This is a genomic window from Marinibaculum pumilum (assembly GCF_042646425.1).
Taxonomy (GTDB): Bacteria; Pseudomonadota; Alphaproteobacteria; order Ferrovibrionales; family Ferrovibrionaceae; genus Marinibaculum; species Marinibaculum pumilum.
Map to the genome: position 1 here is coordinate 138,189 of NZ_JBHRTR010000048.1, position 22,412 is coordinate 160,600.

At 69.6% G+C, this 22,412-nt stretch carries 23 protein-coding genes; 12 read left to right on the top strand and 11 right to left on the bottom strand.

All coding sequences use genetic code 11. The features are described 5' to 3' along the window. Positions 1 to 7 precede the first annotated feature (7 nt). Complete coding sequence (locus tag ACFOGJ_RS25675; protein WP_379906044.1) at positions 8 to 1,714, top strand: dipeptide ABC transporter ATP-binding protein; 1,707 nt, start codon at positions 8 to 10, stop codon at positions 1,712 to 1,714. Between the two features lie 33 nt (positions 1,715 to 1,747). Here the strand turns inward: ACFOGJ_RS25675 and ACFOGJ_RS25680 are convergent, their stop codons facing one another. Together ACFOGJ_RS25680 and ACFOGJ_RS25685 are read right to left on the bottom strand one after the other, a co-directional pair. Beyond that, positions 1,748 to 2,212 (bottom strand): MOSC domain-containing protein, encoded by a 465-nt coding sequence (locus tag ACFOGJ_RS25680; RefSeq protein ID WP_379906046.1) that lies wholly within the window; start codon positions 2,210 to 2,212, stop codon positions 1,748 to 1,750. Positions 2,213 to 2,363: 151 nt separating this feature from the next. Next, positions 2,364 to 3,125: a helix-turn-helix transcriptional regulator gene (locus ACFOGJ_RS25685; RefSeq protein WP_379906048.1), complete on the bottom strand. Its 762-nt coding sequence runs from the start codon at positions 3,123 to 3,125 to the stop codon at positions 2,364 to 2,366. A gap of 89 nt (positions 3,126 to 3,214) precedes the next feature. Here ACFOGJ_RS25685 and ACFOGJ_RS25690 point away from each other — a divergent pair, with 89 nt between their 5' ends. Next, positions 3,215 to 4,882 (top strand): FAD-dependent monooxygenase, encoded by a 1,668-nt coding sequence (locus tag ACFOGJ_RS25690; protein WP_379906050.1) that lies wholly within the window; start codon positions 3,215 to 3,217, stop codon positions 4,880 to 4,882. Next, a complete protein-coding gene (locus ACFOGJ_RS25695) occupies positions 4,879 to 5,067 on the top strand; it encodes a hypothetical protein (protein WP_379906052.1) in 189 nt (62 codons plus the stop codon). The genes ACFOGJ_RS25690 and ACFOGJ_RS25695 overlap by 4 nt, the downstream gene beginning before the upstream one ends. 23 nt (positions 5,068 to 5,090) lie before the next feature. Here the strand turns inward: ACFOGJ_RS25695 and ACFOGJ_RS25700 are convergent, their stop codons facing one another. Both ACFOGJ_RS25700 and ACFOGJ_RS25705 read right to left on the bottom strand, forming a co-directional pair. After that, positions 5,091 to 5,996 (bottom strand): pirin family protein, encoded by a 906-nt coding sequence (locus tag ACFOGJ_RS25700; protein ID WP_379906054.1) that lies wholly within the window; start codon positions 5,994 to 5,996, stop codon positions 5,091 to 5,093. A 78-nt stretch (positions 5,997 to 6,074) separates the two neighbouring features. Then, the gene (locus tag ACFOGJ_RS25705) at positions 6,075 to 6,818 is read right to left on the bottom strand and encodes a GntR family transcriptional regulator (RefSeq protein WP_379906056.1); all 744 of its coding nucleotides are present in this window, start codon (positions 6,816 to 6,818) and stop codon (positions 6,075 to 6,077) included. Between the two features lie 470 nt (positions 6,819 to 7,288). On the opposite strand from ACFOGJ_RS25705, the gene ACFOGJ_RS25710 reads away from it, so the two are divergent. The 5 genes from ACFOGJ_RS25710 (at position 7,289) to atzF (ending at position 11,953) form a co-directional block, all read left to right on the top strand. Continuing rightward, positions 7,289 to 8,212 carry a formamidase gene (locus ACFOGJ_RS25710; protein WP_379906058.1) on the top strand — a complete coding sequence of 308 codons (924 nt, stop codon included), beginning with the start codon at positions 7,289 to 7,291 and terminating at the stop codon, positions 8,210 to 8,212. A gap of 123 nt (positions 8,213 to 8,335) precedes the next feature. Then, complete coding sequence (biuH, locus tag ACFOGJ_RS25715) at positions 8,336 to 9,061, top strand: biuret amidohydrolase (RefSeq protein ID WP_379906060.1); 726 nt, start codon at positions 8,336 to 8,338, stop codon at positions 9,059 to 9,061. A 10-nt stretch (positions 9,062 to 9,071) separates the two neighbouring features. Beyond that, the gene (locus ACFOGJ_RS25720) at positions 9,072 to 9,749 is read left to right on the top strand and encodes a cysteine hydrolase family protein (protein WP_379906062.1); all 678 of its coding nucleotides are present in this window, start codon (positions 9,072 to 9,074) and stop codon (positions 9,747 to 9,749) included. Beyond that, complete coding sequence (locus ACFOGJ_RS25725) at positions 9,742 to 10,104, top strand: cupin domain-containing protein (protein WP_379906065.1); 363 nt, start codon at positions 9,742 to 9,744, stop codon at positions 10,102 to 10,104. Before ACFOGJ_RS25720 ends, ACFOGJ_RS25725 begins: the two co-directional genes overlap by 8 nt. Positions 10,105 to 10,129: 25 nt before the next feature. Next, positions 10,130 to 11,953 carry an allophanate hydrolase gene (atzF, locus tag ACFOGJ_RS25730; protein WP_379906067.1) on the top strand — a complete coding sequence of 608 codons (1,824 nt, stop codon included), beginning with the start codon at positions 10,130 to 10,132 and terminating at the stop codon, positions 11,951 to 11,953. A gap of 156 nt (positions 11,954 to 12,109) precedes the next feature. Here atzF and ACFOGJ_RS25735 read toward each other — a convergent pair whose 3' ends face one another. Next, entirely contained in the window at positions 12,110 to 13,000 is an 891-nt protein-coding gene (locus tag ACFOGJ_RS25735; RefSeq protein ID WP_379906069.1) for an AraC family transcriptional regulator, read from the bottom strand. 106 nt (positions 13,001 to 13,106) lie between these two features. Here ACFOGJ_RS25735 and ACFOGJ_RS25740 point away from each other — a divergent pair, with 106 nt between their 5' ends. Then, positions 13,107 to 13,883 carry a TetR/AcrR family transcriptional regulator gene (locus tag ACFOGJ_RS25740; protein WP_379906071.1) on the top strand — a complete coding sequence of 259 codons (777 nt, stop codon included), beginning with the start codon at positions 13,107 to 13,109 and terminating at the stop codon, positions 13,881 to 13,883. Between the two features lie 14 nt (positions 13,884 to 13,897). Next, positions 13,898 to 14,638, top strand: a complete 741-nt coding sequence (locus ACFOGJ_RS25745) for a type 1 glutamine amidotransferase (protein ID WP_379906073.1) — start codon at positions 13,898 to 13,900, stop codon at positions 14,636 to 14,638. A 51-nt stretch (positions 14,639 to 14,689) separates the two neighbouring features. On the opposite strand, the gene ACFOGJ_RS25750 is transcribed toward ACFOGJ_RS25745, so the two are convergent. The 6 genes from ACFOGJ_RS25750 to ACFOGJ_RS25775 all read right to left on the bottom strand — a co-directional run bounded on the left by ACFOGJ_RS25750 (position 14,690) and on the right by ACFOGJ_RS25775 (position 20,047). Beyond that, the gene (locus ACFOGJ_RS25750) at positions 14,690 to 15,097 is read right to left on the bottom strand and encodes a GFA family protein (RefSeq protein ID WP_379906075.1); all 408 of its coding nucleotides are present in this window, start codon (positions 15,095 to 15,097) and stop codon (positions 14,690 to 14,692) included. Between the two features lie 283 nt (positions 15,098 to 15,380). Further along, complete coding sequence (locus ACFOGJ_RS25755) at positions 15,381 to 16,091, bottom strand: ABC transporter ATP-binding protein (RefSeq protein ID WP_379906077.1); 711 nt, start codon at positions 16,089 to 16,091, stop codon at positions 15,381 to 15,383. An 8-nt stretch (positions 16,092 to 16,099) separates the two neighbouring features. Continuing rightward, on the bottom strand, positions 16,100 to 16,843 hold the full coding sequence (locus tag ACFOGJ_RS25760; protein WP_379906079.1) for an ABC transporter ATP-binding protein: 744 nt from the start codon (positions 16,841 to 16,843) through the stop codon (positions 16,100 to 16,102). Next, positions 16,840 to 17,778 (bottom strand): branched-chain amino acid ABC transporter permease, encoded by a 939-nt coding sequence (locus ACFOGJ_RS25765; RefSeq protein ID WP_379906081.1) that lies wholly within the window; start codon positions 17,776 to 17,778, stop codon positions 16,840 to 16,842. Before ACFOGJ_RS25765 ends, ACFOGJ_RS25760 begins: the two co-directional genes overlap by 4 nt. Positions 17,779 to 17,803: 25 nt before the next feature. Then, entirely contained in the window at positions 17,804 to 18,673 is an 870-nt protein-coding gene (locus ACFOGJ_RS25770) for a branched-chain amino acid ABC transporter permease (RefSeq protein WP_379906083.1), read from the bottom strand. A 168-nt stretch (positions 18,674 to 18,841) separates the two neighbouring features. Continuing rightward, complete coding sequence (locus tag ACFOGJ_RS25775) at positions 18,842 to 20,047, bottom strand: amino acid ABC transporter substrate-binding protein (RefSeq protein WP_379906085.1); 1,206 nt, start codon at positions 20,045 to 20,047, stop codon at positions 18,842 to 18,844. A 282-nt stretch (positions 20,048 to 20,329) separates the two neighbouring features. On the opposite strand from ACFOGJ_RS25775, the gene ACFOGJ_RS25780 reads away from it, so the two are divergent. Together ACFOGJ_RS25780 and ACFOGJ_RS25785 are read left to right on the top strand one after the other, a co-directional pair. Next, positions 20,330 to 21,517 (top strand): LLM class flavin-dependent oxidoreductase, encoded by a 1,188-nt coding sequence (locus tag ACFOGJ_RS25780; RefSeq protein WP_379906087.1) that lies wholly within the window; start codon positions 20,330 to 20,332, stop codon positions 21,515 to 21,517. Between the two features lie 104 nt (positions 21,518 to 21,621). After that, positions 21,622 to 22,389, top strand: a complete 768-nt coding sequence (locus ACFOGJ_RS25785) for an alpha/beta fold hydrolase (protein ID WP_379906089.1) — start codon at positions 21,622 to 21,624, stop codon at positions 22,387 to 22,389. The last annotated feature ends 23 nt before the right edge of the window (positions 22,390 to 22,412 follow it).

Genomic DNA, 22,412 nt, shown 5'->3' on the forward strand with positions numbered 1-22,412 from the left:
GGGGGACATGAACGCACTCACGCCGCCGCTTCCCAATCCGGCCCTCGTCGACGTCCGCAGCCTGTCGGTCGACTTCGCCACCCGCAACGGCACCGTGCATGCGGTGCGCGACGTCTCCTTCACCCTGCCGAAGGGGAAGACCCTGGGCATTGTCGGCGAAAGCGGCTCCGGCAAGTCGGTAACCTCCTTCACCCTGATGCGGATCCTGGACAAGGCCGGCATGATCGCTGGCGGCAGCATCAGCTTTTCCGGCATCGACATCGGCGCGGCGAGCGAGGCGCAGATGCGCGACATCCGCGGGCGCGAGATGTCGATGGTGTTCCAGAACCCGCGCGCGGCGCTGAACCCGATCCGCAAGGTCGGCCACCAGATCGAGGACGTGCTGCTGCACCATGTGCAGGCGACCCGCCAGACCGCGAAGGCAAAGGCGATCGAGGTCCTGAAACAGGTACGGATCAACAATCCGGAGGAACGCTACCACGCCTATCCGTTCGAACTGTCGGGCGGCATGTGCCAGCGCATCGTCATCGCGCTGGCCCTGGCCTGCAAGCCGCAGCTGCTGATCGCGGACGAACCGACGACCGGACTGGACGTCACCACCCAGAAGGCGGTGATGGACCTGATGGCCGACCTGACCCGCGAACGCAACATGGCGACCATCCTGATCACCCACGACCTGGGCCTGGCCGCCGCCTATTGCGACCATCTGATCGTGATGAAGGACGGCGAGGTGGTGGAGGCCGCGCCCGCCGAGGCCTTGTTCCGCAACCCGCAGCATCCCTATACCCGCAAGCTGATCCGGGCGACCCCGCACGGGTCGGGCACGATCCGCGACCTTCTGCCGGAGGGCAGCCGGACGACGGAACCGGCACCGGTGCAGGCGGATGCCGCCGATGCGCCGATCCTGGTGGTGGAGAACCTGGTCAAGGAATATCCGATGAAACCGGCGACGGGCGGCTGGTTCCGCAAGGCGGCACCCGATGCGCCGAAGGTGTTCAAGGCGGTGGCCGGGATCTCCTTCACCGTCGGCCGGGGGGAGAGCGTCGGCCTGGTGGGCGAGTCCGGCTGCGGCAAGTCCACCACCTCGTCGATGGTGATGCGGCTGCTGGATGCGACCGAAGGGACCATCCGTTTCGACGGGGTCGATATCGGCGCGATCCCGTCGCGCGACTTCGCGAAGTCGCCGCATCGGTCGCGGCTGCAGATGGTGTTCCAGGATCCGACCGACTGCCTGAATCCGCGTTTCACCGCGCGCCGGTCCATCGCCGACCCGCTGATGCGGATGGCGGCCGACCGGTCGGGTGCGGCCATCGCCGCGCGGGTGGAGGAACTGGCCGACCTGGTCGGCCTGCCGCGCCACCTGCTGGACCGCTTCCCGCACCAGCTGTCCGGCGGGCAGAAGGCGCGGGTCGGCATCGCGCGCGCCATCGCCGTCGACCCGGCGCTGCTGGTACTGGACGAGCCGACCGCGGCGCTGGACGTCTCCGTCCAGGCGGTGGTGCTGAACCTGCTGGTGGACCTGAAGGCGAAGCTCGGCATGAGCTACCTGTTCGTCTCCCACGACCTCAGTGTCGTACGCCTGCTCTGCGACCGGGTGATCGTGATGCAGGCCGGCCTGATCCTGGAGCAGGGCGATTGCGAGACGGTGCTGTCGGCGCCCTCGCATCCCTATACCCGCCAGCTGCTGGAGGCGATCCCGCAACCGCCGTTCTGACGGTGGGCGGCGGGGAAGGCGGAAGCGTCGTGCTCAGAGCGGTCGGATGGTGTCGCCCACCGCGATCGTGCCGCCCTCGACGATCCGGCAGTTCAGGCCGGAGCGGTTGATCAGCGGCTTGAACACCTTCTTGCCTGTCAGGTCGGCGAGGTACTGGCAGGGCACGTTCAGGCGGCCGCCTTCCAGCACTACATCGCCGACGGCGAAGCGGCGGCCGACCAGGTGGTTCAGCGGCACGCCTTCCGTCGTCAGGTTGCGGCGATGCTCCTCGACCGCGAGGTCGATGCCATGGTCGCGGCGCAGCGCGTCCAGCACCTCCGCCTCGATCAGGGTGACCTCCCGGATGTCGGGGCGGGCGGAATAGTAGCCGCGGCCGGTGGCGTAGCGGTCGCCCTCCAGCCCGACCCCGGCGATGCAGCGGATCCGCTCGTGCGCGACCATCGCGGCGCCGCCCTCTTCCGCGGTGTGGATGTGCAGCAGCCTGCCTTCCCAGATCATCTTCCCTCCATCGCCTCTGCCACGGCCATAGGTTGCACACAGGGGCATGTGCAGGTCCAGAAGGCCCCAGGGGGCATCGCCTCGGCCTGCGCCCGGGCGCGGATTGCCGGCGCAGAGGGCCGGGCCGCCCGATTGCCGCGCCCGCTCCGCGTCAGCTCCGGCAGAGGGCGAACAGGGCGGCGCGGGAGGAAATGCCCAGCTTTTCGTAGGCGCGCCTTCGGTACGTCGCCACGCTCGACGGGGCGATGCCGAGGTCGCCGGCGATCGTCTCCGCCTTGCGGCCGGCCAGGATTCCCTGGCAGACCGCGCGCTCCCGCTCCGTCAGCACGGCCAGCGGTGCCGGCCAGGAGGGGCCGCTGCCGGCGGCGAAATGCGCCGCGGCGACCTGGCCCGCCAGGGCGCAGAGGCGTCGATGCAGGTTCGGTTCCCAGCCCGTCGGGCCATCCGGTCGCTGATGGTAGAGGTTCAGCGCAATGCGCAGCGCGCCGCGGGCAACGAGGATGGCCGTCTTCCCGCCCAGGTCGAGGGAATCGTAGAACAGGGCGCGATACTCGGCGCCCATGCGGTCGCGGATCTCCGCGAAGCGGAGCACATGGCTGTGGCGGTGGTTCACGGCCAGCGCCGCGCGATAGAGCGGATCCTGCCGGTACCAGCCATCCAGATAGGCGAGGGCGCGCTGCCTGCCCTTGGCGCCGGCCACGAAGTTGCGCGCCAGCAGGCAGCGCGCCCGGTCGCTGTCGTAGGCGAACACCATGCATTGCACCGCGCCCAATGTCTGCGCGGCGTCGAGGAAGGGGGCGGCAAACTCCTCGGTGCCGGCCTCTCCCATGGCCACGGCCAGATGTTCCGCGACGGCGCCGGCCAGAGCCTCGCCGGAGCGCGCCCGGCTCGCAGCGTCTGTCCCCTTTTCCATGGGACAGATCAGGACGCGGAAAGAGGCTATCTGTAAAGCGTCGGCCCGCAGGCGGCGGGATGACAGAATGCGGGGGAGGAGACGGAACGATGAGGCCGGCAGGTCGCGGCGAGCTGGACTCGCTCTATTTCGAGTATCCGCATTTCGAACCGCCGGACCGGCCCGCAGCGGAGCCGCGGCGGCGGGTGGCGATCGTCGGCGCCGGGCCGGTCGGGCTGACGGCCGCTTTGGCCCTGGCGGCGGAAGGGGTGCCGAGCCTGCTGCTGGAGCGCAAGGCCACCTTCAACGACGGCAGCCGGGCGATCTGCATCGCCCGGCAGAGCTTCCACATCCTGGAGCGGCTGGGCGCGCTGGCGCCGTTCCTGGAGAAGGCGCTGCCCTGGACCACCGGGCGCAGCTTCTATCGCGGGCGGCAGGTGCTGGAATTCGAGATGCCGGACGGGCCGGATGAGAAGTTCCGGCCGATGTACAACCTGCAGCAGCAGTATATCGAGCGCTTCCTGTGGCAGGCGGCTTCGGCCTCGCCGCTGGTGGAGATCCGCTGGCAGAGCGAGGTGGCCGGGATTGCCGACCGGGATGGCGGCGTGACCCTGGAGGTCCGCGACCCGGCCGGCAGCTATGCGGTGACGGCCGACTGGCTGCTTGCCGCCGATGGCGCGCGCAGCCCGGTGCGCGGCATGCGGAACCTGCGCCTGCAGGGCGAGAATTTCGAAGGCCGCTACGTCATCGCGGATGTCCGCATGGCGCATGACTATCCGACGATCCGCCGCGCGCTGTTCGATCCGGCCTGCAATCCCGGTTCCACCGTGCTGGTGCATCGCCAGCCCGAGGACATCTGGCGCATCGACTACCAACTGCCCGAGGGCGAGAGCGCGGAGGAAGCGACCCGGGAGGAGGTGGTGCGCGACCGGGTCGCCGCGATCCTGGGGGAGATCGGCCATCGCGGCACCTGGGAACTGGAATGGTGGAGCGTCTATGCCGCCAACACCCTGGCGCTGGCGGACTATCGCGACGGCCGGGTGTTCTTCCTGGGCGATGCCGCCCATATCGTGCCGATCTTCGGCGTGCGCGGCCTGAACAACGGCATCGCCGATGCCGCCGATATCGGCTGGAAGCTGGGCCGCGTGGTCGCCGGCGGCGCGGGCGAGGGCCTGCTGGCCAGCTACACGCCGGAGCGCCGCGACGCCACCCTGGACGTCTTCGCCAATGCCACGAAGAGCACACGCTTCATGACGCCGCCGACCCGGGGCTGGCGCCTGATGCGGGATGCCGCGCTGGGGCTGGCGCTGCGCCACGACTTCGCGCGGCCCTTCGCCAATCCGCGGCAGATGGCGCCCTATACCTATGCCGCCAGCCCGCTGACCGCGGACGACGATCCGGCCTTCGACGGCGCCGGCCCGGCGCCCGGGAGCGTGCTGCCGAACCTGCGGCTGGCCGCGGGCGGCTTCCTCAGCGACCGGCTGGGGCCCGGCTTCACGCTGCTGCTTTTCTCCGCAGGTGCCGCGGCGGCGGAGGCGATGCTCCGGCCGCTTCGGGCGCGCGATCCGGACCTGCGCCTGCTGTGCATCGGCGGCGCGATGCCGGATGCGCTGCACGATCCGGACGGCCGCATCGCCGCCCGCTTCGCCGCCGGGCCGGGCAGCGCCTGGCTGGTGCGGCCGGACATGTACATCGCCGGCCGCTGGCGGCAGGCGGAACCGGCAGCCGTGGCGTCCTGCCTGGCGCGGCTGCTCGACATTGCGGAGGTGGAGCAATGACGATGCCCTTTGCGGAGCTGGAGCCGGTCTATGAGGAACTGGCGATGGCGATCGATCGGGTGGGCGAGGCGCAGGCGCCGCTGTTCCTGGCGAAGCTCGCCCTGATGCTGGCGCACGAACTGGGCGACCGGGAGCGCGCGCTCGCCGCGATCGCGGACTGCGAGCGGGACCTGCTCCGGGAATAGCCGCGGGCGGTGCCGCGCCCTCCCTACGACAGCGGCTCCGCGGCGGGCGGCTTCTTCCGGTGGTCCGGCGGCAGCGGCACCCATTCGTCGCGGTCGTGCGGCGGCAGGGCGATGCGGCCCTCGGTCCAGTCCGCCTTCGCCTGCTCGATCCGGTCGCGGCGGGAGGAGACGAAGTTCCACCAGATGAAGCGCTCGCCCAGCGGCGCCCCGCCCAGCAGCATCACCGTGGCATCCGTCGTCGCCCGGATGGTCGGCGCCTCATGCGCTGCGAAGACCAGCAGCTGGCCGGCAGTGAAGGGCTGACCGTCGACCTCCGCCGTGCCGTGGGCGATGAAGGCGGCGCGCTCCTCATGGCCCTCCGGCAGGCCGGTCGCGGCACCGGTGCGCAGCCTGGCATGCGCGTAGAACAGCGGCGAATGGGTACGTACCGGGCTCGACAGGCCGAAGGCCGCACCGGCGATCACCCGCAGCCAGGTGCCGGCTTCCTCGGCCACCGGCAAGGTGTCGGCCGGATAGGTGTCGAAGGCCGGTGCGCTCTCCTCCGCCGCTTCCGGCAGGGCGACCCAGCTCTGCACCGCCTCCATCGGCGGGTCGCCGTCGGCGGCGCCGTCGAAACGTTCCGAATGGGCAATGCCGCGGCCGGCGGTCATCCAGTTCACCGCGCCGGGCGCGATCTCCTGTGTCACGCCCAGGCTGTCGCGATGGGTCATGCGGCCGCTGAACAGGTAGCTGACGGTCGACAGCCCGATATGCGGATGCGGCCGGACATCGGCCTTGCGGCGCGCCGGCGGCGGCAGGTCCAGCGGCCCGGCATGGTCCAGGAAGATGAAGGGGCCGACCATCCGGCGCGTTCGGAAGGGCAGGATCCGGTTGACGGCAAAGCCGCCGCCCAGGTCGGTCCTGCGACCGTCGATCACCAGGTCGGGCATGTCCCGCTGCTCCCTGCTGCTGCGCCGGCGATCCTGCGCCGGCGCCGCGGCACCGGCAAGCGGAGATGCCGCGGCCCGTCAGTCCTGGCCGGAGGCGAAGACCGCGCTGGCCTCGCCCACCGTGTCGACATGGCCCTTGGCCGCCGCCTCGGCCGCGGCGCCGTCGCCGCGCATGATCGCGGCGACGATGGCGTCATGCTCGGCCCAGGACTTCAGCAGCCGGCCGGCCAGGCGGAACTGCGCGCGCCGGAACGGCGCCAGGCGATCGCGGGTCAGGGTCGCCATCTCGCCGATATGCTCGTTGTGGGAGCCGGCATAGAGGGCGGAGTGGAAGGCGGTGTTGTGCGTCTCGTAGGCCTCTTCCGCGCCGTCATGGACGAACTTCGCGGAGGCCTGGTGCGCCTCCTCCAGCGCCCGCCGCTCCGCCGCATTCATCCGCTCCGCGGCGAAACGGGCGCAGATCCCCTCCAGCTCGGCCATGCCCTCGAACATCGCGGCCAGGCGGTCCTGGCTCAGCACCGCCACCACGGCGCCGCGGTTGGGGCGGCGGTCGACCAGCTTCATCGCGCCGAGCTGGCCCAGCGCCTCGCGCACCGGGGTGCGGGACACCTCGAAGCGGGCGGCCAGGCCCGCCTCGTCCAGGCGGATCCCTGGCGGCAGGCGCCCGGTGACGATCTGGTCGGCCAGGCTGCGCACCATCTCGTCCACCGTCGTGCCGGTGCGGACGAGGTCGCGCGGGCCGGGGTCCCGGCCAGGGCCGGTCCGGCCTGCGGCTTCCGCCGCGCGGACCTCGCCCTCTTCGACCTGCGGTTGCTTCGCCATGCTGTGCCGCCTGCTCACCTGTCGCTGCCCGTCGTCCCGGCAACCCCTGCCCGGCGGGTCACCCTGTCCTGATTAACGCCGGCTTCGCCTGCGGGAAAGGCCTGTCGGCGGAAGCCGGCAGGCCGCGGCACCGCATTCCGGGCCATCGCCCTGGACTGCCGATGCGATGTGCAGATGTGCAACATGATCAGTTTTTGTGCATAGTTCCGGGCGGGGCACCGGTCAGACGCTTGCGGGCGACGGCATTCGGATTGCGAAATCGCCGATTTTTCCAGCGATTTCACTGGCATACAGATTGCATACAAAATTGTATACGATTTGGAAAGCCTGTCCGCCGATCCCATGCGTACCGCCAGACCAAGCCTGACCATCCCTGCCGCGACCGGCCGCGCCGGCGGCCCTGCCCGTGCGGGCAGCGACCGCGACGCCCCGGTGTGGCATCCGATGCCAGGACAGAGGAGGGGCCGGCGATGAACGGACTGGGCGGCTGGAACAGGAGCGAGAACGGGGTGGTGATCGGCCTCGTTCAGATCAACACCCCGGTGATCCGCGACCGCGAGGATCTCGCCCGGCAGGCGGAGGTGATCGCCGGCTATGTCGGCAAGGCGCGGCGCGGCCTGTCGACCATGGACCTGGTGGTGTTCCCGGAATATGCGCTGCACGGCATGTCGCTGGAGACCCATGACGGGGTCACCTCCGACCTGGACGGGCCGGAGGTGGCGGTGTTCCGCCGCGCCTGCATCGAGCACCGGATCTGGGGCTGCTTCTCGATCATGGAGCGCAACCCGCACGGCAAGCCGTTCAATGTCGGCATCGTCATCGACGATCAGGGCGAGGCGAAGCTCTATTACCGAAAGATGCATCCCTGGGTGCCGATCGAGCCCTGGGAGCCGGGCGACCAGGGCATCCCGGTGATCGACGGGCCGAACGGGGCCAAGCTGGCGCTGATCATCTGCCATGACGGCATGTTCCCGGAAATGGCGCGGGAAGCCGCCTACAAGGGGGCGGAGATCCTGTTGCGCACCGCCGGCTATGGCGCCTGCGTGCGCGAGCCCTGGCGGTTCACCAACCAGGCCAACGCCTTCTGCAACCTGATGGTGACGGCCAGCGTCTGCCTGGCCGGTACCGACGGCTCCGCCGATTCCATGGGGGAAGCAATGGTCTGCAATTTCGACGGCACGATCGTCACCCATGCCACCGGCGGCAATCCGGGCGAGATCGTCAGCGCCGAGGTGCGGCCCGACCTGGTGCGCGAGGCGCGGCGCGGCTGGGGGATGGAGAACAACATCTACCAGTTCGGCCATCGCGGCTTCTCCGCCGTGGCCGGCGGGGCGCAGGACTGCCCCTACAGCTACATGACCGACCTGGCGGCGGGCCGCTACCGCCTGCCCTGAGAGGCGGAGGTGCAGGTTACCGACGGCACCGGGTTCGGCATCGACCGGCCGGTCCGCCGGTTCGGCGATAAGCTGGGCGACGCGGCCGAATAGCGGATGGCATAGCAGGGCAAGGAGGGGGTTGTGACGGTACAGAGCGAGATCGCGCCGGAAGGCGTTGCGGCGGCCGGGGGCACCGTGATCGCGGCCGACCCCTATCCCTGGCCCTATGACGGCGATCTGCGGCCGGACAATACGGCGCTGATCGTGATCGACATGCAGACCGACTTCTGCGGTCCCGGCGGCTATGTCGATTCCATGGGCTACGACCTGTCGCTGGTGCGGGCGCCGATCGCGCCGATCAAGGCGGTGCTGGCCGCGATGCGGGCGAAGGGCTACCACATCTTCCACACCCGCGAAGGGCACCGCACCGACCTGGCCGACCTGCCGGCGAACAAGCGCTGGCGGTCGCGCCGGATCAATGCCGGCATCGGCGATCCGGGCCCCTGCGGCCGCATCCTGGTGCGCGGCGAGCCGGGCTGGGAGATCATCCCCGAACTGGCGCCGCTGCCCGGCGAACCGGTGATCGACAAGCCCGGCAAGGGCTCGTTCTGCGCCACCGACCTGGAGCTGATGCTGAACCAGCGGGCTGTGCGCAACATCGTGCTGACCGGCATCACCACCGATGTCTGCGTCCATACCACGATGCGCGAGGCTAACGATCGCGGCTTCGAATGCGTGATCCTGTCGGACTGCTGCGGCGCCACCGACCATGGCAACCACCTGGCCGCGCTGAAGATGGTGACGATGCAGGGCGGCGTGTTCGGCGCGGTGGCGACATCCGCCGACCTGCTGGCGGTCCTGCCGTGAGGATGCGCTGATGCCGGAGATCCCGGCGCAGCCCTTTCCCTTCGCGTTCGAACCCGGGGCGGTCGCGCTGATCGTCATCGACATGCAGCGCGACTTCACCGAACCGGGCGGCTTCGGGGAAAGCCTGGGCAACGACGTTTCCCGCGTGGCGGCGATCGTGCCGACAGTGAAGCGGCTGATCGCGGGCTGCCGCGCCGCGGGTATGCCCGTGATCCACACCATGGAATGCCACCGGCCCGACCTGTCCGACTGTCCGCCGGCGAAGCGGCTGCGGGGCAAGCCGTCCCTGCGCATCGGCGATGCCGGGCCGATGGGCCGCATCCTGGTCGCCGGCGAGCCGGGCACCGCGATCCTGCCGGAACTGGCGCCGCTGCCCGGCGAGGTGGTGATCGAGAAGCCGGGCAAGGGCGCCTTCTACGCCACCCCGCTGTCGGATGAACTGGCGCGGCTGGGCATCCGGCAGCTGGTCTTCGCCGGGGTCACGACCGAGGTCTGCGTGCAGACGACGATGCGGGAGGCCAATGACCGCGGCTTCGACTGCCTGCTGGCGGAAGACGCGACGGAAAGCTACTTCCCGGCGTTCAAGGCGGCGACCCTGGAGATGATCCGGGCGCAGGGCGCCATCGTCGGCTGGACCGCGGCCACCGACACGATCCTGGCGGGACTGCAGGGAGGCGGCGATGACTGAAGGGGCAAGGGACCTGGTCTGGCCGGACCTGGCCGAGGGCGGCTGGCGCAGCCTGGCGTTCGAGCCGTTCCGTGACCGGGTGGAGATCCACTGGCTGGAGCGCGGCACGGGCGGCGAGCCGTCGGTGGCCCTGCTGCGCTATGCGGCGGGCGCACGGGTGCCGCGGCACCGCCATGCCGGGCTGGAGACGATCGTGGTGCTGGACGGCGCACAGAGCGACGCCCATGGCACCTATGCGAAGGGCAGCGTGGTGATCAACCGGCCGGGCACGTCCCATGAGGTCTGGTCCGACGAGGGCTGCGTGGTGCTGATCCAGTGGGACCGGCCCGTAGAGATTCTCGGTGACGAAGAATGACAAACCGTTGCGGGGGAGACGAAGGATGACCGACCTGCCTTTCGATATCGGCAGCCTGCACGACGCCTATGCTGGCGGCCTGACCCCGCGCCAGGTGGTGGAGACGGCGCTGGCGCGCCTGGCGGCCGCCGACGATCCGGGCATCTTCATCCACCTGGCCGACCGCGACGCGCTGCTGGCCCAGGCCGACGCGCTGGGCGGCTTCGATCCGGCCCGGCTGGCGGCGATGCCGCTCTGGGGGATCCCCTGCGCGGTGAAGGACAATATCGACGTGGCGGGCATGCCGACCACGGCCGCCTGCCCGGACTATGCCTATCTGCCGGAGCGGGATTCGACAGCCGTGGCGCGGCTGCGCGCCGCCGGCGCGCTGGTGCTGGGCAAGACCAACCTGGACCAGTTCGCCACCGGCCTGGTCGGCCTGCGCAGCCCCTATCCGATCCCGCGCAACGCGGTCGACCCGGCACTGGTGCCGGGCGGCTCCTCCTCCGGCTCCGCGGTCGCCGTGGCGCGCGGCATCGCCAGCTTCGCGCTGGGCACCGACACCGCCGGCTCCGGCCGCATCCCGGCCGGGCTGAACAATATCGTCGGGCTGAAGCCGACGGTCGGGGCGATTTCCGCCGCCGGCGTGGTGCCGGCCTGTCGCACCCTGGACTGCGTCTCCGTCTTCGCGCTGACGGTGGACGATGCCTGGGCCGCCTTCGCCGCGATGGCGGCCGCCGACCCGGCCGACCCCTATTCGAAGTCGGTCGCGGTGCCGGCGGCACCGGCCCGGCCGGCGGCGCTGACCGTCGGCGTGCCCGCGCCGGCTGACCAGAGGTTCTTCGGCGACGGTGACATGGGCGCGTGCTATGCGGCGGCGCTGGAGGCCCTCGCCGGCCTGGGCTGCCGGGTCGTGGAACTGCCCTTCGCCGACTTCTACGCCACGGCCGACCTGCTGTACGAGGGCGCCTGGGTGGCGGAACGCTATGCCGCCATCGACGGCTTCATCGCCGACCATGAGGATGCGCTGCACCCGGTGACCCGCACGATCATCGGCGGCGCCCGCAAGCTCTCCGCCGTCGATGCCTTCAAGGGGCTCTATGCCCTGCAGGGCTACAGGGCGAAGCTGGCGCCGGTGCTGGCCTCCGTCGACCTGCTCTGCCTGCCCACGGCGCCGACCCACTACACTGTGGCGGAGGTGGAGGCCGAGCCGATCGCCACCAACAGCCGGCTCGGCACCTACACCAACTTCGTCAACCTGCTGGACATGTGCGGCATGGCGGTGCCGGCGGGCAGCCGCGCCGATGGCCGGCCCTTCAGCCTGACCCTGCTGGCGCCGGCGGGTCAGGATGCACTCTGCGCGGGGCTGGCGCGCGACATTCACCGGGCCGGTGGCTGCACCCTGGGCGGCACCGACTGGGCGCAGCCCGACGGGGCGATCCCGGCCGGTGCCGACCCTGCGGCGGGAGAGCAGATCGAGCTGGTGGTGTTCGGCGCCCATCTTTCCGGCATGCCGCTGAACGGCGAGCTGCGGCGGCTGGGCGCCAGTTTCGCGCGGACCGTGCGCACCGCGCCCAGCTACCGGCTCTACGCCCTGGCCGGCCAGAAGGTCGCGCGGCCGGGCCTCGTGCGCACCGACGGCCCCTGCGGCGACGGCATCGAGGGCGAGGTCTGGCGCCTCAGTCCCGCCGCCTTCGGCACCTTCGTCGCCGCCATCGCGCCGCCGCTGGGCATCGGCACGGTGGACCTGGACGATGGCAGCCAGGCCAAGGGCTTCATTGCGGAGCCGGCCGGCCTGGGCGCGGCGCAGGACATCACCCGTTATGGCGGCTGGCGCGGCTTCGCCGCCGATATCGGTCTGTACGGCTGAGGGCGCGGCAGGGTCCAGGTCCCTCCGTCCGATCTACCCCCAGCCGTCACCCCGGCCTTAAGCCGGGGTCCATTCCGCAAACCGGGCGGCACTGCATGGCTGGCGGAATGGGTTCCCGCCTCAAGGGCGGGAACGACCAGTCCCCGGGACGCTGGCCTATTCAGCGAGTTCGCCGAAAGCCCCCAGCTCATGGATGGTGCCGCCCTCGGCCAGGAAGGTGCGTGGCGTGACGCCGGCCAGGGCGCGGAACTCGCGGTTGAAATGCGCCTGGTCGTAATAGCCGCAGGCCAGGGCGATGTCGGCGAGGTCCGGCGCGGCGCCGGGCAGGGTGAGGCGGCCGACCGCGTGGTTGAAGCGCAGGATCCGCGCCAGGGCCTTCGGCGTCAGGCCGACCTGTTCGTGGAAGCGGTCGATCAGCCGCCGGCGGCTGATGTCGAGTTCCGCCGCCAGGGCGCCGATCGGCAGGCTGCCGCCGCTCCGTTCCAGCCGCGCCAGCGCGTGGGCGATATCGGCGGTCGGCGGGCGATGCCCGTCCATGCGGGCCAGCAGCGCCGCATCCAGCAGCCGGAAGCGCCGCGCCCAGCCGTTGGCGCCGGCCAGTTCCTCGACCAACAGGTCGGCTTCGGGCCCCAGGATGTCCGCCAGTTCCACCACCCGGTCGGTCAGCACGTGCATTCCCAGCCCCAGCACCCGGTAGGCGCCCAAGGGGGTCAGGTTCACCTGCAGGCAATGGCTGTAGGTCTCCGCCAGGGTCAGCGCGGGCAGGGCGGTCATGCCGGCCAGGAAGGAGCGGTACGGGTGCAGGGCCGGCGCCGTCTCGGCCAGGCCTCGGTCGGCGGGTGAGGTGACCTGGAAGGCCGGGCCGAAATTCAGGATCAGCGGCACCGCGGCCTTCGGCACCTCCCGCCGCAGCACGGGCGCCGCGGCCGTTTCGGTCCAGCCGTGGTAGTTGCCGGCGACGATGCCGGCCAGGCGCGGATCGGGGCTGCCGAGCACGGCCTCCCAGCCGCCGGTTTCGCTGTCCTGCCGCAGGATCGTCGCTGTCATGACGGGGCGAGTATCGCAGCTTTGCCGCTCGCGGTCAGCGATGCGCATTGACGGCGCGGCGCCTGCGGTGGAACGATCATCCCCGGGCCGGCAGCGGAGGTAGGCGATGGAGCGCAGGCGACCCGGTGCCGAACCCACGGGAGAGGGACCGACGGGAGAAGAGCCGACGGGAGAGGATCCCGCCGACGCGAAATCCACGGACAAGGATCCGGCTGGCGAAGGTCTGGCCGGCGCCCGCTCGGAAGGCCGGCCGCTGCCGGGCGGGCTTCTGTCACCGCAGCCGGATCCGGCTGCGGCCCTGTCCGCAGCACTGACCCACGCCCTGTTCGAGGAATGGGCCCGCACCGGCTATGCCGCGCTCAGCCTGGAGGCTGTCGCCCGGCGTGCAGGGACGACCCGGGCCACCCTGATGCGGCGCTGGCCGTCGAAGGCGGCGATGGTGGTGGAGCGGGTGGAAAGCCTGGGCATCGACCTGGTGATGGCACCCGACACCGGTTCGCTGCAAGGCGACCTGCGCGCCGTCCTGCAGGCGCTGCGGCGCCTGCTGCGTCATCCGCTGGTCCGGCGCATCCTGCCCGACCTGCATGCCGAACTGCAGCGCAGCCCGGCGCTCAGCTCTGCCCTGTCGGAACGGCTGCGGATTGTGGCGCGGATGCGCAGCGCCACCCTGGCCCATCGTGCCGCCGCCCGTGGCGAACTGGGCGCAGGCATCGACATCGACCTGGTCACCGACAGCCTCTGCGGCACCCTCTACTGGCGGCTGGTGGCCGGTGGCGGACGCGCCGACCATGCCTATCTGGATCGGCTGGCGGCCTTCCTGGCCGCCGCGATGCAGGCCAGCGCCCCGCCGGACCGGCGGCCGCGGCGGCGCCGCATCCGCTGACGGCGAGGGCGGCCATGCGCTTCCTGGTGCTACAGCACCACCCGGTAGAGCATCCGGGCATGCTGCGCGACTTCTGGCGCGCGGCCGGGATCGCCTGGGACGCGGTGGAACTCGATGCGGGGGAGCCGCTGCCGGCGGATACCGCCCGCTATGCCGCCATCGTCTCGATGGGCGGGCCGATGGATGTCTGGGAGGAGGAGGCCCATCCCTGGATCGCGGCGGAGAAGGCCCTGCTGCGCCGCTGGGTCGGCGAACAGGACCGCCCGTTCTTGGGCATCTGCCTGGGCCACCAGATGCTGGCCGCCGCCCTGGGCGGCCATGTCGGGCCGATGCCGCCGGGCGAGGTCGGGCTGGACCGGGTGCGGCTGACCGAGGCCGGCCGGGCCGACCCGCTGCTGGCCGCGCAGCCGGCGGAGATGGCGGTCTTCCAGTGGCACACCGCCGGGGTTCACGCCCTGCCCGCCGGCGCCGTCGCGCTTGCGGAAAGCGGGCCCTGCCCGGTGCAGGCGTTCCGCTTCGGCCGCGCCGCCTGGGGGCTGCAGTTCCACGTCGAGGTGACCGCCGACACGGTCGGAGAATGGGCCGGCATCCCCGCCTATAAGAAGGCGCTGGAAGACCTGTTCGGCGCCGGCGCCGTGCCGCGCATCGAGGCCGATGTCGCCGCCGCTTTGCCCGGCTTCAACGCGACGGCGAAGAAGCTGAACGACGCTTTCCTTGCGCAGGTCCAGGGCATGACCGTCGCGGCGGCCGATTGAGGGTCGGTGTGACGGGACGGTTGCCGGCACTGGCCAACGGAGGCGTGCGCCTTATCCCGGCCGCCGCTCGAAGCTCGGCAAGCCGTCGCGGATCATGTGGAAGGGCTGCATGTCGATGGTGAAGATCGCCGCCTGCGGCCCCTCGAAGACGGCAGGATCGTCCAGGCTGCCGACCTTCAGCAGCACCATCTCCGGCCGGCGCGGCGTGACGGTGGCGAGATGCGTGCCGCAATTGCCGCAGAACTGCCGGGTGACCGCGATCTCCAGATCGTCGCGCGTGAAGCTCTTCGGCGCCCCCTTCGTGTAGCGGAAGCCGTCCTTCGGCACGCCCATGGTGAAGTTCGGGCCGCCGCCGGTGATGTACTGGCATTCCCGGCAATGGCATTGCAGCTTCAGCAGGGGCTGCAGTTCCGCCTCGTAGCGCACCTGGCCGCAATAGCAGCCGCCTTCGACCTTCATCGCCGTCCCTCCCGCTTCGGTTGCGGCGGCAGTGTCGCGCAGGGGGGTGACAGGGGCAATGGGGGCGGCGCGTCCACCTCCCGCGTCCTTCCAGGCCTTGAGCCGTCCACAGACCTCGTCTGTGGACCCATTCCGGACTCATTGCGGCCTGGCCGGCGGAATGGGCCCTCGGCTCAGAGGCCGAGGGCGACGGAGAGGCTGGCGGCGAACCGCCGCTGCGCTTCGAATGATCCTTCCCGCCACGTGTGTCGTCGGCCAGGGCGATGAAGGCTGAACCGAAAGCCTATTCCAGCCCCAGATAGGCGCGCTGCACGGCGGGGTCGTTGCGCAGTTCCTTCGCGTCGCCGCCGCGGACGATATGGCCGTTCTCCAGCAGGTAGGCGCGGTCGGCGATCGCCAGGCTGGCATGGGCGTTCTGTTCCACCAGCAGGATCGAGCGGGTGTCGTCGCGCAGGCCGGCCAGCGCGCCGAACAGCTCCTTGGTCAGGCGCGGCGAGAGGCCGATGGACGGTTCGTCCAGCAGGATCAGCTCCGGCTCCGCCATCAGGGCGCGGCCGATCGCCAGCATCTGCTGCTCGCCGCCCGACATGGTGCGGGCGGCCTGGCTGCGCCGTTCCGCCAGGCGCGGGAACAGCGACAGGACATGGTCCAGGTTCTGCTGCTCGCGGGCGCGGGCGCGCTTCGGATAGCCGCCCAGGCGCAGATTCTCCTGCACCGTCAGGTCGCCGAAGATGCGCCGCCCCTCCGGCACCAGGGAAATGCCGGCCTCCACGATCTGCGGCGCCGGGCGGTCGTGGATGGTCGCGCCGCCGAAGGCGATATGGCTGCCGCCTTCTGCCCGGATCAGGCCGGAAACCGTGTTCAGCAGGGTGGTCTTGCCGGCGCCGTTGGCGCCCAGGATCACCACCGTCTCGCCGCGGCGGACCTCCAGCGAGACACCTTGCAGGGCGGCATGCTTGCCGTAGAAGACCCTGACGTCGCGCACCTCAAGCATGACTGATCTCAGGCATCGGCCGCCTCCTCCTCGCCCAGATAGGCGCGCACGACTTCGGGATCGGCGAGAACCTCTTCCGGCAGGCCCTCGGCGATGCGGTTGCCGGCGTTCATCACCACGACCCGGTCGCAGAGCCGGCGGATCGCATGCATCACATGCTCCACCATCAGCACCGTCACGCCGCGGTCGCGGATGCTCTCGATCAGCTGCATGCCGACCTGCAGCTCGGTCGGGTTCAGGCCGGCCAGCCATTCGTCCAGCAGCAGCAGCCGCGGCCGGGTGGCCAGCGCGCGCGCCAGCTCCAGCCGCTTCTGGTCGATATAGGTCAGCTGCCCGGCGGGCTGTTCGGCCAGGTTGCCCAGGCCGACCTCCTCGATCAGCTGCTCCGCATCCTGCATCGCGGCGCCCTTGCCCGTGGGCTCGGCGCCGTAGAGGCGGCCCAGCATGACGTTCTCGCGCACCGACATGCCGCCCAGCACGCGGACCAGCTGGAAGGTGCGGGCGACCCGGCGGCGGTTGATCTCGTGCGGCTTGCGGCCGATCAGGTTGTCGCCGGCCAGGCGGGCGGTGCCGCTGTCGGCCGGCAGTTCGCCGGTCAGCAGGTTCATCACCGTGGTCTTGCCGGAGCCGTTCGGCCCGATCAGGCCGTAGATCTGGCCCTCTTCGATGCCGAAGCCGACCTGGTTCACCGCCTGCAGGCCGCCGAAGCGCTTCGACAGCCCGTCCACCTCCAGCAGCATCGTTGCATTCATGCGACCGTCCTCCAGCCCAGGCGGGCGAACAGCCGGTCCAGCAGGCCGGCGACCCCGGTCGGCATGTAGAAGACGATGATGATGAAGCAGATCCCCAGCACGATGGTGAAGTGGTAGGGGAAGCTGCCCGACAGGTATTCCGACAGCAGGACCAGCGGCACCACGCCGAGGATCGGCCCGTGCAGGCGGCCGATGCCGCCCAGCAGCGCCATGATCAGCACCTGGAACGAGACGAAGGAGTTGAACGCCACGTTCGGGTCCACATAGGTCCAGCGCAGCGAGACGATGGCCCCGGTCAGCCCCATCAGCATCGAGGTGAAGGCGAAGATCAGCACCTTGATCCAGGTGGTGTTGATGCCGGAATGGCGGGCGACGGTCTCGTCCTCGCCCACCACCCGCAGCGCGAAGCCCAGGCGGGAGCGCTGCAGCAACCAGGTCAGGAACAGGGTGGCGACCGCCAGCACCAGCAGCATCCAGTAGATGTCGTGGCTGTCCACGGTGGCGAAGATGTAGCGCGACAGCGACTTGGTCTGGTTGATCTCGTACCAGGTCATCAGCTGCCGGGTCAGCTCCGCCAGGCCGAAGGTGAAGATCACGAAATAGATGCCGGAGAGCCGCAGGGTCGAGAGGCCGATCAGCAGCGCCAGGCCGAAGGAGACCAGGGCCGCCAGCACCAGGATCAGCGGCAGCGGCATACTCTCGTTGAAGATCGCCACGCAGTAGATGCCGACCCCGTAGAAGGCCGATGTCGCCAGCGAGATGTAGCGGGTCGGTCCGGAAAAGGCCGACCAGGCCATGGTCAGGACCGAGAAGGCCAGCATCGAGATGAACAGCGAGACCAGGTAGCGGCCGACCAGGAACGGCACGCAGGCCAGCACCGCGATGCCGGCCACCAGCAGGACCAGCCCGGCGATCTGCTTCGGGTTGAGGGACATGGCCGATGTCCGGGCGGGGGCGATCTCAGGCACGGGCGAACAGGCCCTTCGGCCGCAGCAGCAGGATCGCCAGGAAGATCGCGAAGTTGATCGCCAGGGTCAGGCCGGGATCGACCAGCCAGGCGCCGAAGCCCTCCGCCAGGCCCAGCAGCAGGCCGGCGGCCAGGCTGCCGATCATCGACCCGACTCCGCCCATGATCACCACGATCAGCGCCTTCAGGGTGTAGAGCACGCCGACCGAGGGGTTGAAGGACAGGAACATGGAGACCAGCACGCCGGCGGCCGCCATCATCGCGCCGCCGGAGGCGAAGGCCAGGCCCGACAGGCGCGGCACGTTCACGCCGACCAGCTGGGCGGCGACCGGGTCGATCGCCAGCGCCCGCAGGGCGGTGCCGACACGGGTATATTTCAGCACCAGATAGGCACCGACGCCGATCACGCAGGCGACGCCGAAGGCCAGCAGCCGGTTCGCCGCGATGGTGGCGCCCAGGATGTCGACCGGGATCGCCAGGTAGGTATAGCCGCGATACTCGCCGCCCCATTGCAGCAGCGCCGTGCCCTGGATCACGAACAAGAGGCCGAAGGTCACCAGGATGGTGTCCGCCTCCAGCGCGTCGCGGCTCGGCGCGCGGCGCACCAGCGGGGTCAGGATCACCTTGTAGATGATCCAGTTCGCGGCGAAGGAGAGCGGCACGCTGACAATCATGCTCAGCAGCGGATCGATGGAATAGAGGGTGAAGAACCAGAAGGCGCCGAAGGCGGCAGTCATCAGGAACTCGCCATAGGACAGGTTCATGATCCGCGCGACGCCGTATTGCAGGTTCAGGCCGAAGGCCAGCAGGGCGTACATGCCCCCCAGCACGATGCCGTTCAGCAGGACCTCGAAGACGATCATGGCAGGTTCGGCCTTTCAGGCGGCGGGCCGGCAGGCGACCGGACGGAACAAGTGGGGCGGTGGCGGCATGGCGGCGCGGGCCGGCAGCACGGCAGGGGCCGGTCGCGCGGCCTGCGGGCGGAGCTGCCTCCGCATCGCGGGCCGCGCTTCCTCAGCCGATGGCCGGGCTCACCAGTTCGGCTTCGGGAACACCATCTCGCGGGCGCCGTCGCGGCTCTTCGGGAAGACGCCGACGAAGGTGCCGTCTTGCCATTGGGCGGCGGCCCAGGGGTCCACGGTCAGCTGGTTCTCGAACTGGAACTCGCCGACCACCGTCTGGAAGGTGCCCTTGGCGATATTGTCGCGGATCGCCTCGCGATCGATCTCGCCGGCCTCCTCGATCGCCTTCTGCAGGATCTGCAGGGTGGCGTAGTTGCCGGCCGCGCCGGCCTCGGCCGGGCGGTTGAACATGGCCATGTGCGCCTTCTGGTACTCGGCATGGCCGGGCACGTCGGGGTTCAGGCCGCCATAGCCCATCACGCCCTGCACCTTGTCGCCGAACTTCGCCTTGTACGCCGGGAACGGCGTGCCGATCGCGGTATAGAACAGCTTCGGGTTGAAGCCGAGGACGATCGACTGCTCGGTCAGCATGAAGGTGTCGGTCGGATAGCTGAAGCCGAAGAAGGCGTCGGGGTCCAGCTCCTTCATCTCGTTGATCTGCGCCGACAGGTCGGAGACGCCCAGCGGGTAGGTCTTGTTGTAGACGATCTCCAGGCCCTGCTCGCCGGCGATCTTGGTCATCGCGTTGTTGAGCTCGGTGCCCAGCTGGTCGGCGATGCTCATGATCGCGATGCGGCCCTTGATCTCGCCGGCATCCTTCTTCTGCTTCAGGAACTCCGCGATCGGGGTCACCGCCTCGGTCGGATGCACCAGCGGCCAGAAGGAATAGGGCCAGCGCTCACCGAACTTCTTCACAGTGTCGGAGCCGGAGGTCCAGTGCAGGGCCGGGTACTTGTACTTGTTCAGGATCGGCGCGACGGCCATGTTCGTCGTGGTGCCCCAGGGCGGCAGCACCAGGTCGACCTCGTCGTCCAGGATCAGCTTCTCGGTGAGGCGGATCGCCTCCTCGATCTGGCTGCGGTCGTCATAGGCGATCAGCTCGACCGGCACCTTCTTATCGTACTTCGACAGGTAGATGCCGCCATCGGCGTTCACCTGGTCCTGCCAGAGCTTGTACTGCGACCAGGTGGTGGATTCCGCACCCGGCGCGTAGGGCCCGGACAGCGCGATCGCATAGCCGATGCGGATCGATTCCGGCGCATCCTGGGCCACCGCCGCAGTTGCACCGAGGGCCGCCGCAGCCAGTGCGGCAGCCGCAATTGTCTTGCGGATCATCTTGGGCACCTCCCTACCGCCGGATTTGCCGGCGAATGCCTTATTTGCGAACAAACGTGCGGACTGCGCACAATTTCAGCTTACGGAGGACGGCCTTCCGGGTCAATCCGGTATCCAGAATGCCGATCTCCGGTAAGATCTTGACTTATCACCGGCCGGCGGTGACATAATGTTCCGACAACCGAACAAAAGTTCGCATCGCGAACATCAACACCGCCATGGGCACGGCTCTTGGCAGGTGGAAGGATAACGGCGGCGCAGGGCCCAGCCAAGGAGGAAACCATGTCTTCGACAGAAGATCTCCAATTTTATTTCATGCATTTCATGCCGTATTCCGACTATCCGGAAGACCATGAAAAGTATCCGTCGACCTGGGTGGACTTCCCCAACACCCTGTTCGACCCGGCGAAGGGCAAGTCCTTCTACGACCGCTACCTCCGCGAGCTCGTCCTGGCGGACAAGCTGGGCTTCGACGGCATGGTGGTGAACGAGCACCATTCGTCCGCCTACTCGCTGATGCCGGCGCCCAGCCTGATCGCCGCGGCGCTGATCCCGCAGACCAGCCGCGCGAAGATCTGCGTCTTCGGCACGCCGCTGAACCTGGAATATCCGCACCGGGTGGCGGAGGAATATGCCATGCTGGACGTGATGTCCGGCGGCCGCCTGGAAGCGGCCCTGCCGCTGGGCACCGGCATGGAATACTGGGTGAACCCGATCAACCCGGCGACGGCGCGCAAGCGGTTCCGGGAATCGATCGACATCCTGCTGCAGGCCTGGACCCAGCCCGGCCCGACGGAATTCCACGGCGACTTCTACTCCTACCGCTACCTGAACACCTGGCCGCAGCCGATGCAGAAGCCGCATCCGAAGCTGTACCTGGTGGGCACCGGCAGCCCGGAGACGATCGACCTCGCCGCCGAGCTGGGCTTCGGCTATTCGTCGGTCTTCGTGCCGACGGCGAAGCAGAACCAGGCCTTCGCCGACCTGCGCAAGAAGTCGAAAGAGCATGGCCACGAATTCACCCGCGACAAGGCCGTCATCATGGCCATGTGCTACGTCGCGGAGACGGAGGAGAAGGCGGTCGCGGAGTTCGAGGAACATATCATGTTCTTCTTCAAGCACGGCGCCCGCACCACGCCGCGCTACCTGATGCCGCCGGGCTATGTCACCACCACCGAGCTGCGCAAGCGCCTGACCGCGCCGAACCTGCACGGCGACATGACCTGGGAGACCCTGACCGACAATTTCCGGGTCATCGCCTCCACCCCCGAGAAGGTGGCGGAAGCGATCGCGCAATGGTCAGAGGAGGCACAGTCCAGCCGCATCATCTTCAACGGCCATCTGGGCGACATGCCGCATTGGAAGACGGTGAAGAACCTGACCCTGTTCGCGGAAGAGGTGATCCCGCGCCTGCGCAAGAAGGCGCCGGACCTTGCGGCACGGATCGAGTACCAGCAGGCCGCGGAATAGCGGCAGGCGGATGCGCTTCGCGGGCGGAGCCGCATCCAGGGACGTTTTGACGACAATCGGTATCGAGGGCCCGTCAGGGCCCAGCAGCGGGAGGAGAACGCGCGATGGCTGAATTTTCGCGTGACGAATACACGATCAACGGGGTGAAGTCGGTGGTGCTGAGCGGCGGCGAGGGCGAGCCGCTGGTCTTCCTGCACGGCGGCGGCACCTTCCACGGCTGGGAGTTCGCCAAGCCGTGGATGGAGAAGTTCCGCGTCATCATCCCCTTCCATCCGGGCTTCGGGGAATCCGGCGACGACGAGTCGATCAACCAGATGCAGGACTATGTCATGCACTATCTGGACCTGTTCGACGCGCTGGGGCTGGATAAGTTCAACCTGGTCGGCTTCTCGCTGGGCGGCTGGATGGCCTCGAAGTTCGCCACCCAGCACAGCCACCGGATCAAGAAGCTGGTGCTGGTCGCCCCGGCCGGCCTGAAGGTGCCGGAGGCGCCGTCGACCGACCTGTTCACGGTGCCGGGCGAGGAACTGCCGGCGATGCTCGTGCACGATTTCGAGGTGATCAAGCCGCACCTGCCAGCGGAGCCGGATGTCGACTTCATCGTCGGCGGCTATCGCGAGATGACCTCGGTGGCGCGGCTCTTGTGGGACCGCTCGCACGACAGCAAGCTGCCGAAATGGCTGCACCGCATCAACGTGCCGACCCTGCTGGTCTGGGGCGACGAGGACAGGATCATCCCGGTCGGCCAGGCGCCGGCCTGGCAGAAGCTGATCTCCGGTGCCGACGTGAAGCGCTACCCGGCGGCCGGCCACCTGGTGCTGGACGAGAAGCGCCAGGCGGTGGACGACGTGGCCGCCTTCCTGGCCGGCTGAAGCGGCCCGGGGCCCCGATCCAA

What these genes read in the sequence shown, in the direction of transcription:
- ACFOGJ_RS25690 (WP_379906050.1), top strand. Translation starts at nt 3,215, where the DNA reads ATGAGGCCGGCAGGTCGCGGCGAGCTGGACTCGCTCTATTTCGAGTAT.
- ACFOGJ_RS25710 (WP_379906058.1), top strand. Translation starts at nt 7,289, where the DNA reads ATGAACGGACTGGGCGGCTGGAACAGGAGCGAGAACGGGGTGGTGATC.
- ACFOGJ_RS25705 (WP_379906056.1), bottom strand. Translation starts at nt 6,818, where the DNA reads ATGGCGAAGCAACCGCAGGTCGAAGAGGGCGAGGTCCGCGCGGCGGAA.
- ACFOGJ_RS25680 (WP_379906046.1), bottom strand. Translation starts at nt 2,212, where the DNA reads ATGATCTGGGAAGGCAGGCTGCTGCACATCCACACCGCGGAAGAGGGC.
- ACFOGJ_RS25775 (WP_379906085.1), bottom strand. Translation starts at nt 20,047, where the DNA reads ATGATCCGCAAGACAATTGCGGCTGCCGCACTGGCTGCGGCGGCCCTC.
- ACFOGJ_RS25785 (WP_379906089.1), top strand. Translation starts at nt 21,622, where the DNA reads ATGGCTGAATTTTCGCGTGACGAATACACGATCAACGGGGTGAAGTCG.
- ACFOGJ_RS25755 (WP_379906077.1), bottom strand. Translation starts at nt 16,091, where the DNA reads ATGCTTGAGGTGCGCGACGTCAGGGTCTTCTACGGCAAGCATGCCGCC.
- ACFOGJ_RS25695 (WP_379906052.1), top strand. Translation starts at nt 4,879, where the DNA reads ATGACGATGCCCTTTGCGGAGCTGGAGCCGGTCTATGAGGAACTGGCG.
- ACFOGJ_RS25740 (WP_379906071.1), top strand. Translation starts at nt 13,107, where the DNA reads ATGGAGCGCAGGCGACCCGGTGCCGAACCCACGGGAGAGGGACCGACG.
- atzF (WP_379906067.1), top strand. Translation starts at nt 10,130, where the DNA reads ATGACCGACCTGCCTTTCGATATCGGCAGCCTGCACGACGCCTATGCT.
- ACFOGJ_RS25770 (WP_379906083.1), bottom strand. Translation starts at nt 18,673, where the DNA reads ATGATCGTCTTCGAGGTCCTGCTGAACGGCATCGTGCTGGGGGGCATG.
- ACFOGJ_RS25720 (WP_379906062.1), top strand. Translation starts at nt 9,072, where the DNA reads ATGCCGGAGATCCCGGCGCAGCCCTTTCCCTTCGCGTTCGAACCCGGG.
- ACFOGJ_RS25700 (WP_379906054.1), bottom strand. Translation starts at nt 5,996, where the DNA reads ATGCCCGACCTGGTGATCGACGGTCGCAGGACCGACCTGGGCGGCGGC.
- ACFOGJ_RS25735 (WP_379906069.1), bottom strand. Translation starts at nt 13,000, where the DNA reads ATGACAGCGACGATCCTGCGGCAGGACAGCGAAACCGGCGGCTGGGAG.
- ACFOGJ_RS25685 (WP_379906048.1), bottom strand. Translation starts at nt 3,125, where the DNA reads ATGGAAAAGGGGACAGACGCTGCGAGCCGGGCGCGCTCCGGCGAGGCT.
- ACFOGJ_RS25750 (WP_379906075.1), bottom strand. Translation starts at nt 15,097, where the DNA reads ATGAAGGTCGAAGGCGGCTGCTATTGCGGCCAGGTGCGCTACGAGGCG.
- ACFOGJ_RS25780 (WP_379906087.1), top strand. Translation starts at nt 20,330, where the DNA reads ATGTCTTCGACAGAAGATCTCCAATTTTATTTCATGCATTTCATGCCG.
- ACFOGJ_RS25745 (WP_379906073.1), top strand. Translation starts at nt 13,898, where the DNA reads ATGCGCTTCCTGGTGCTACAGCACCACCCGGTAGAGCATCCGGGCATG.
- ACFOGJ_RS25760 (WP_379906079.1), bottom strand. Translation starts at nt 16,843, where the DNA reads ATGAATGCAACGATGCTGCTGGAGGTGGACGGGCTGTCGAAGCGCTTC.
- ACFOGJ_RS25675 (WP_379906044.1), top strand. Translation starts at nt 8, where the DNA reads ATGAACGCACTCACGCCGCCGCTTCCCAATCCGGCCCTCGTCGACGTC.
- ACFOGJ_RS25725 (WP_379906065.1), top strand. Translation starts at nt 9,742, where the DNA reads ATGACTGAAGGGGCAAGGGACCTGGTCTGGCCGGACCTGGCCGAGGGC.
- ACFOGJ_RS25765 (WP_379906081.1), bottom strand. Translation starts at nt 17,778, where the DNA reads ATGTCCCTCAACCCGAAGCAGATCGCCGGGCTGGTCCTGCTGGTGGCC.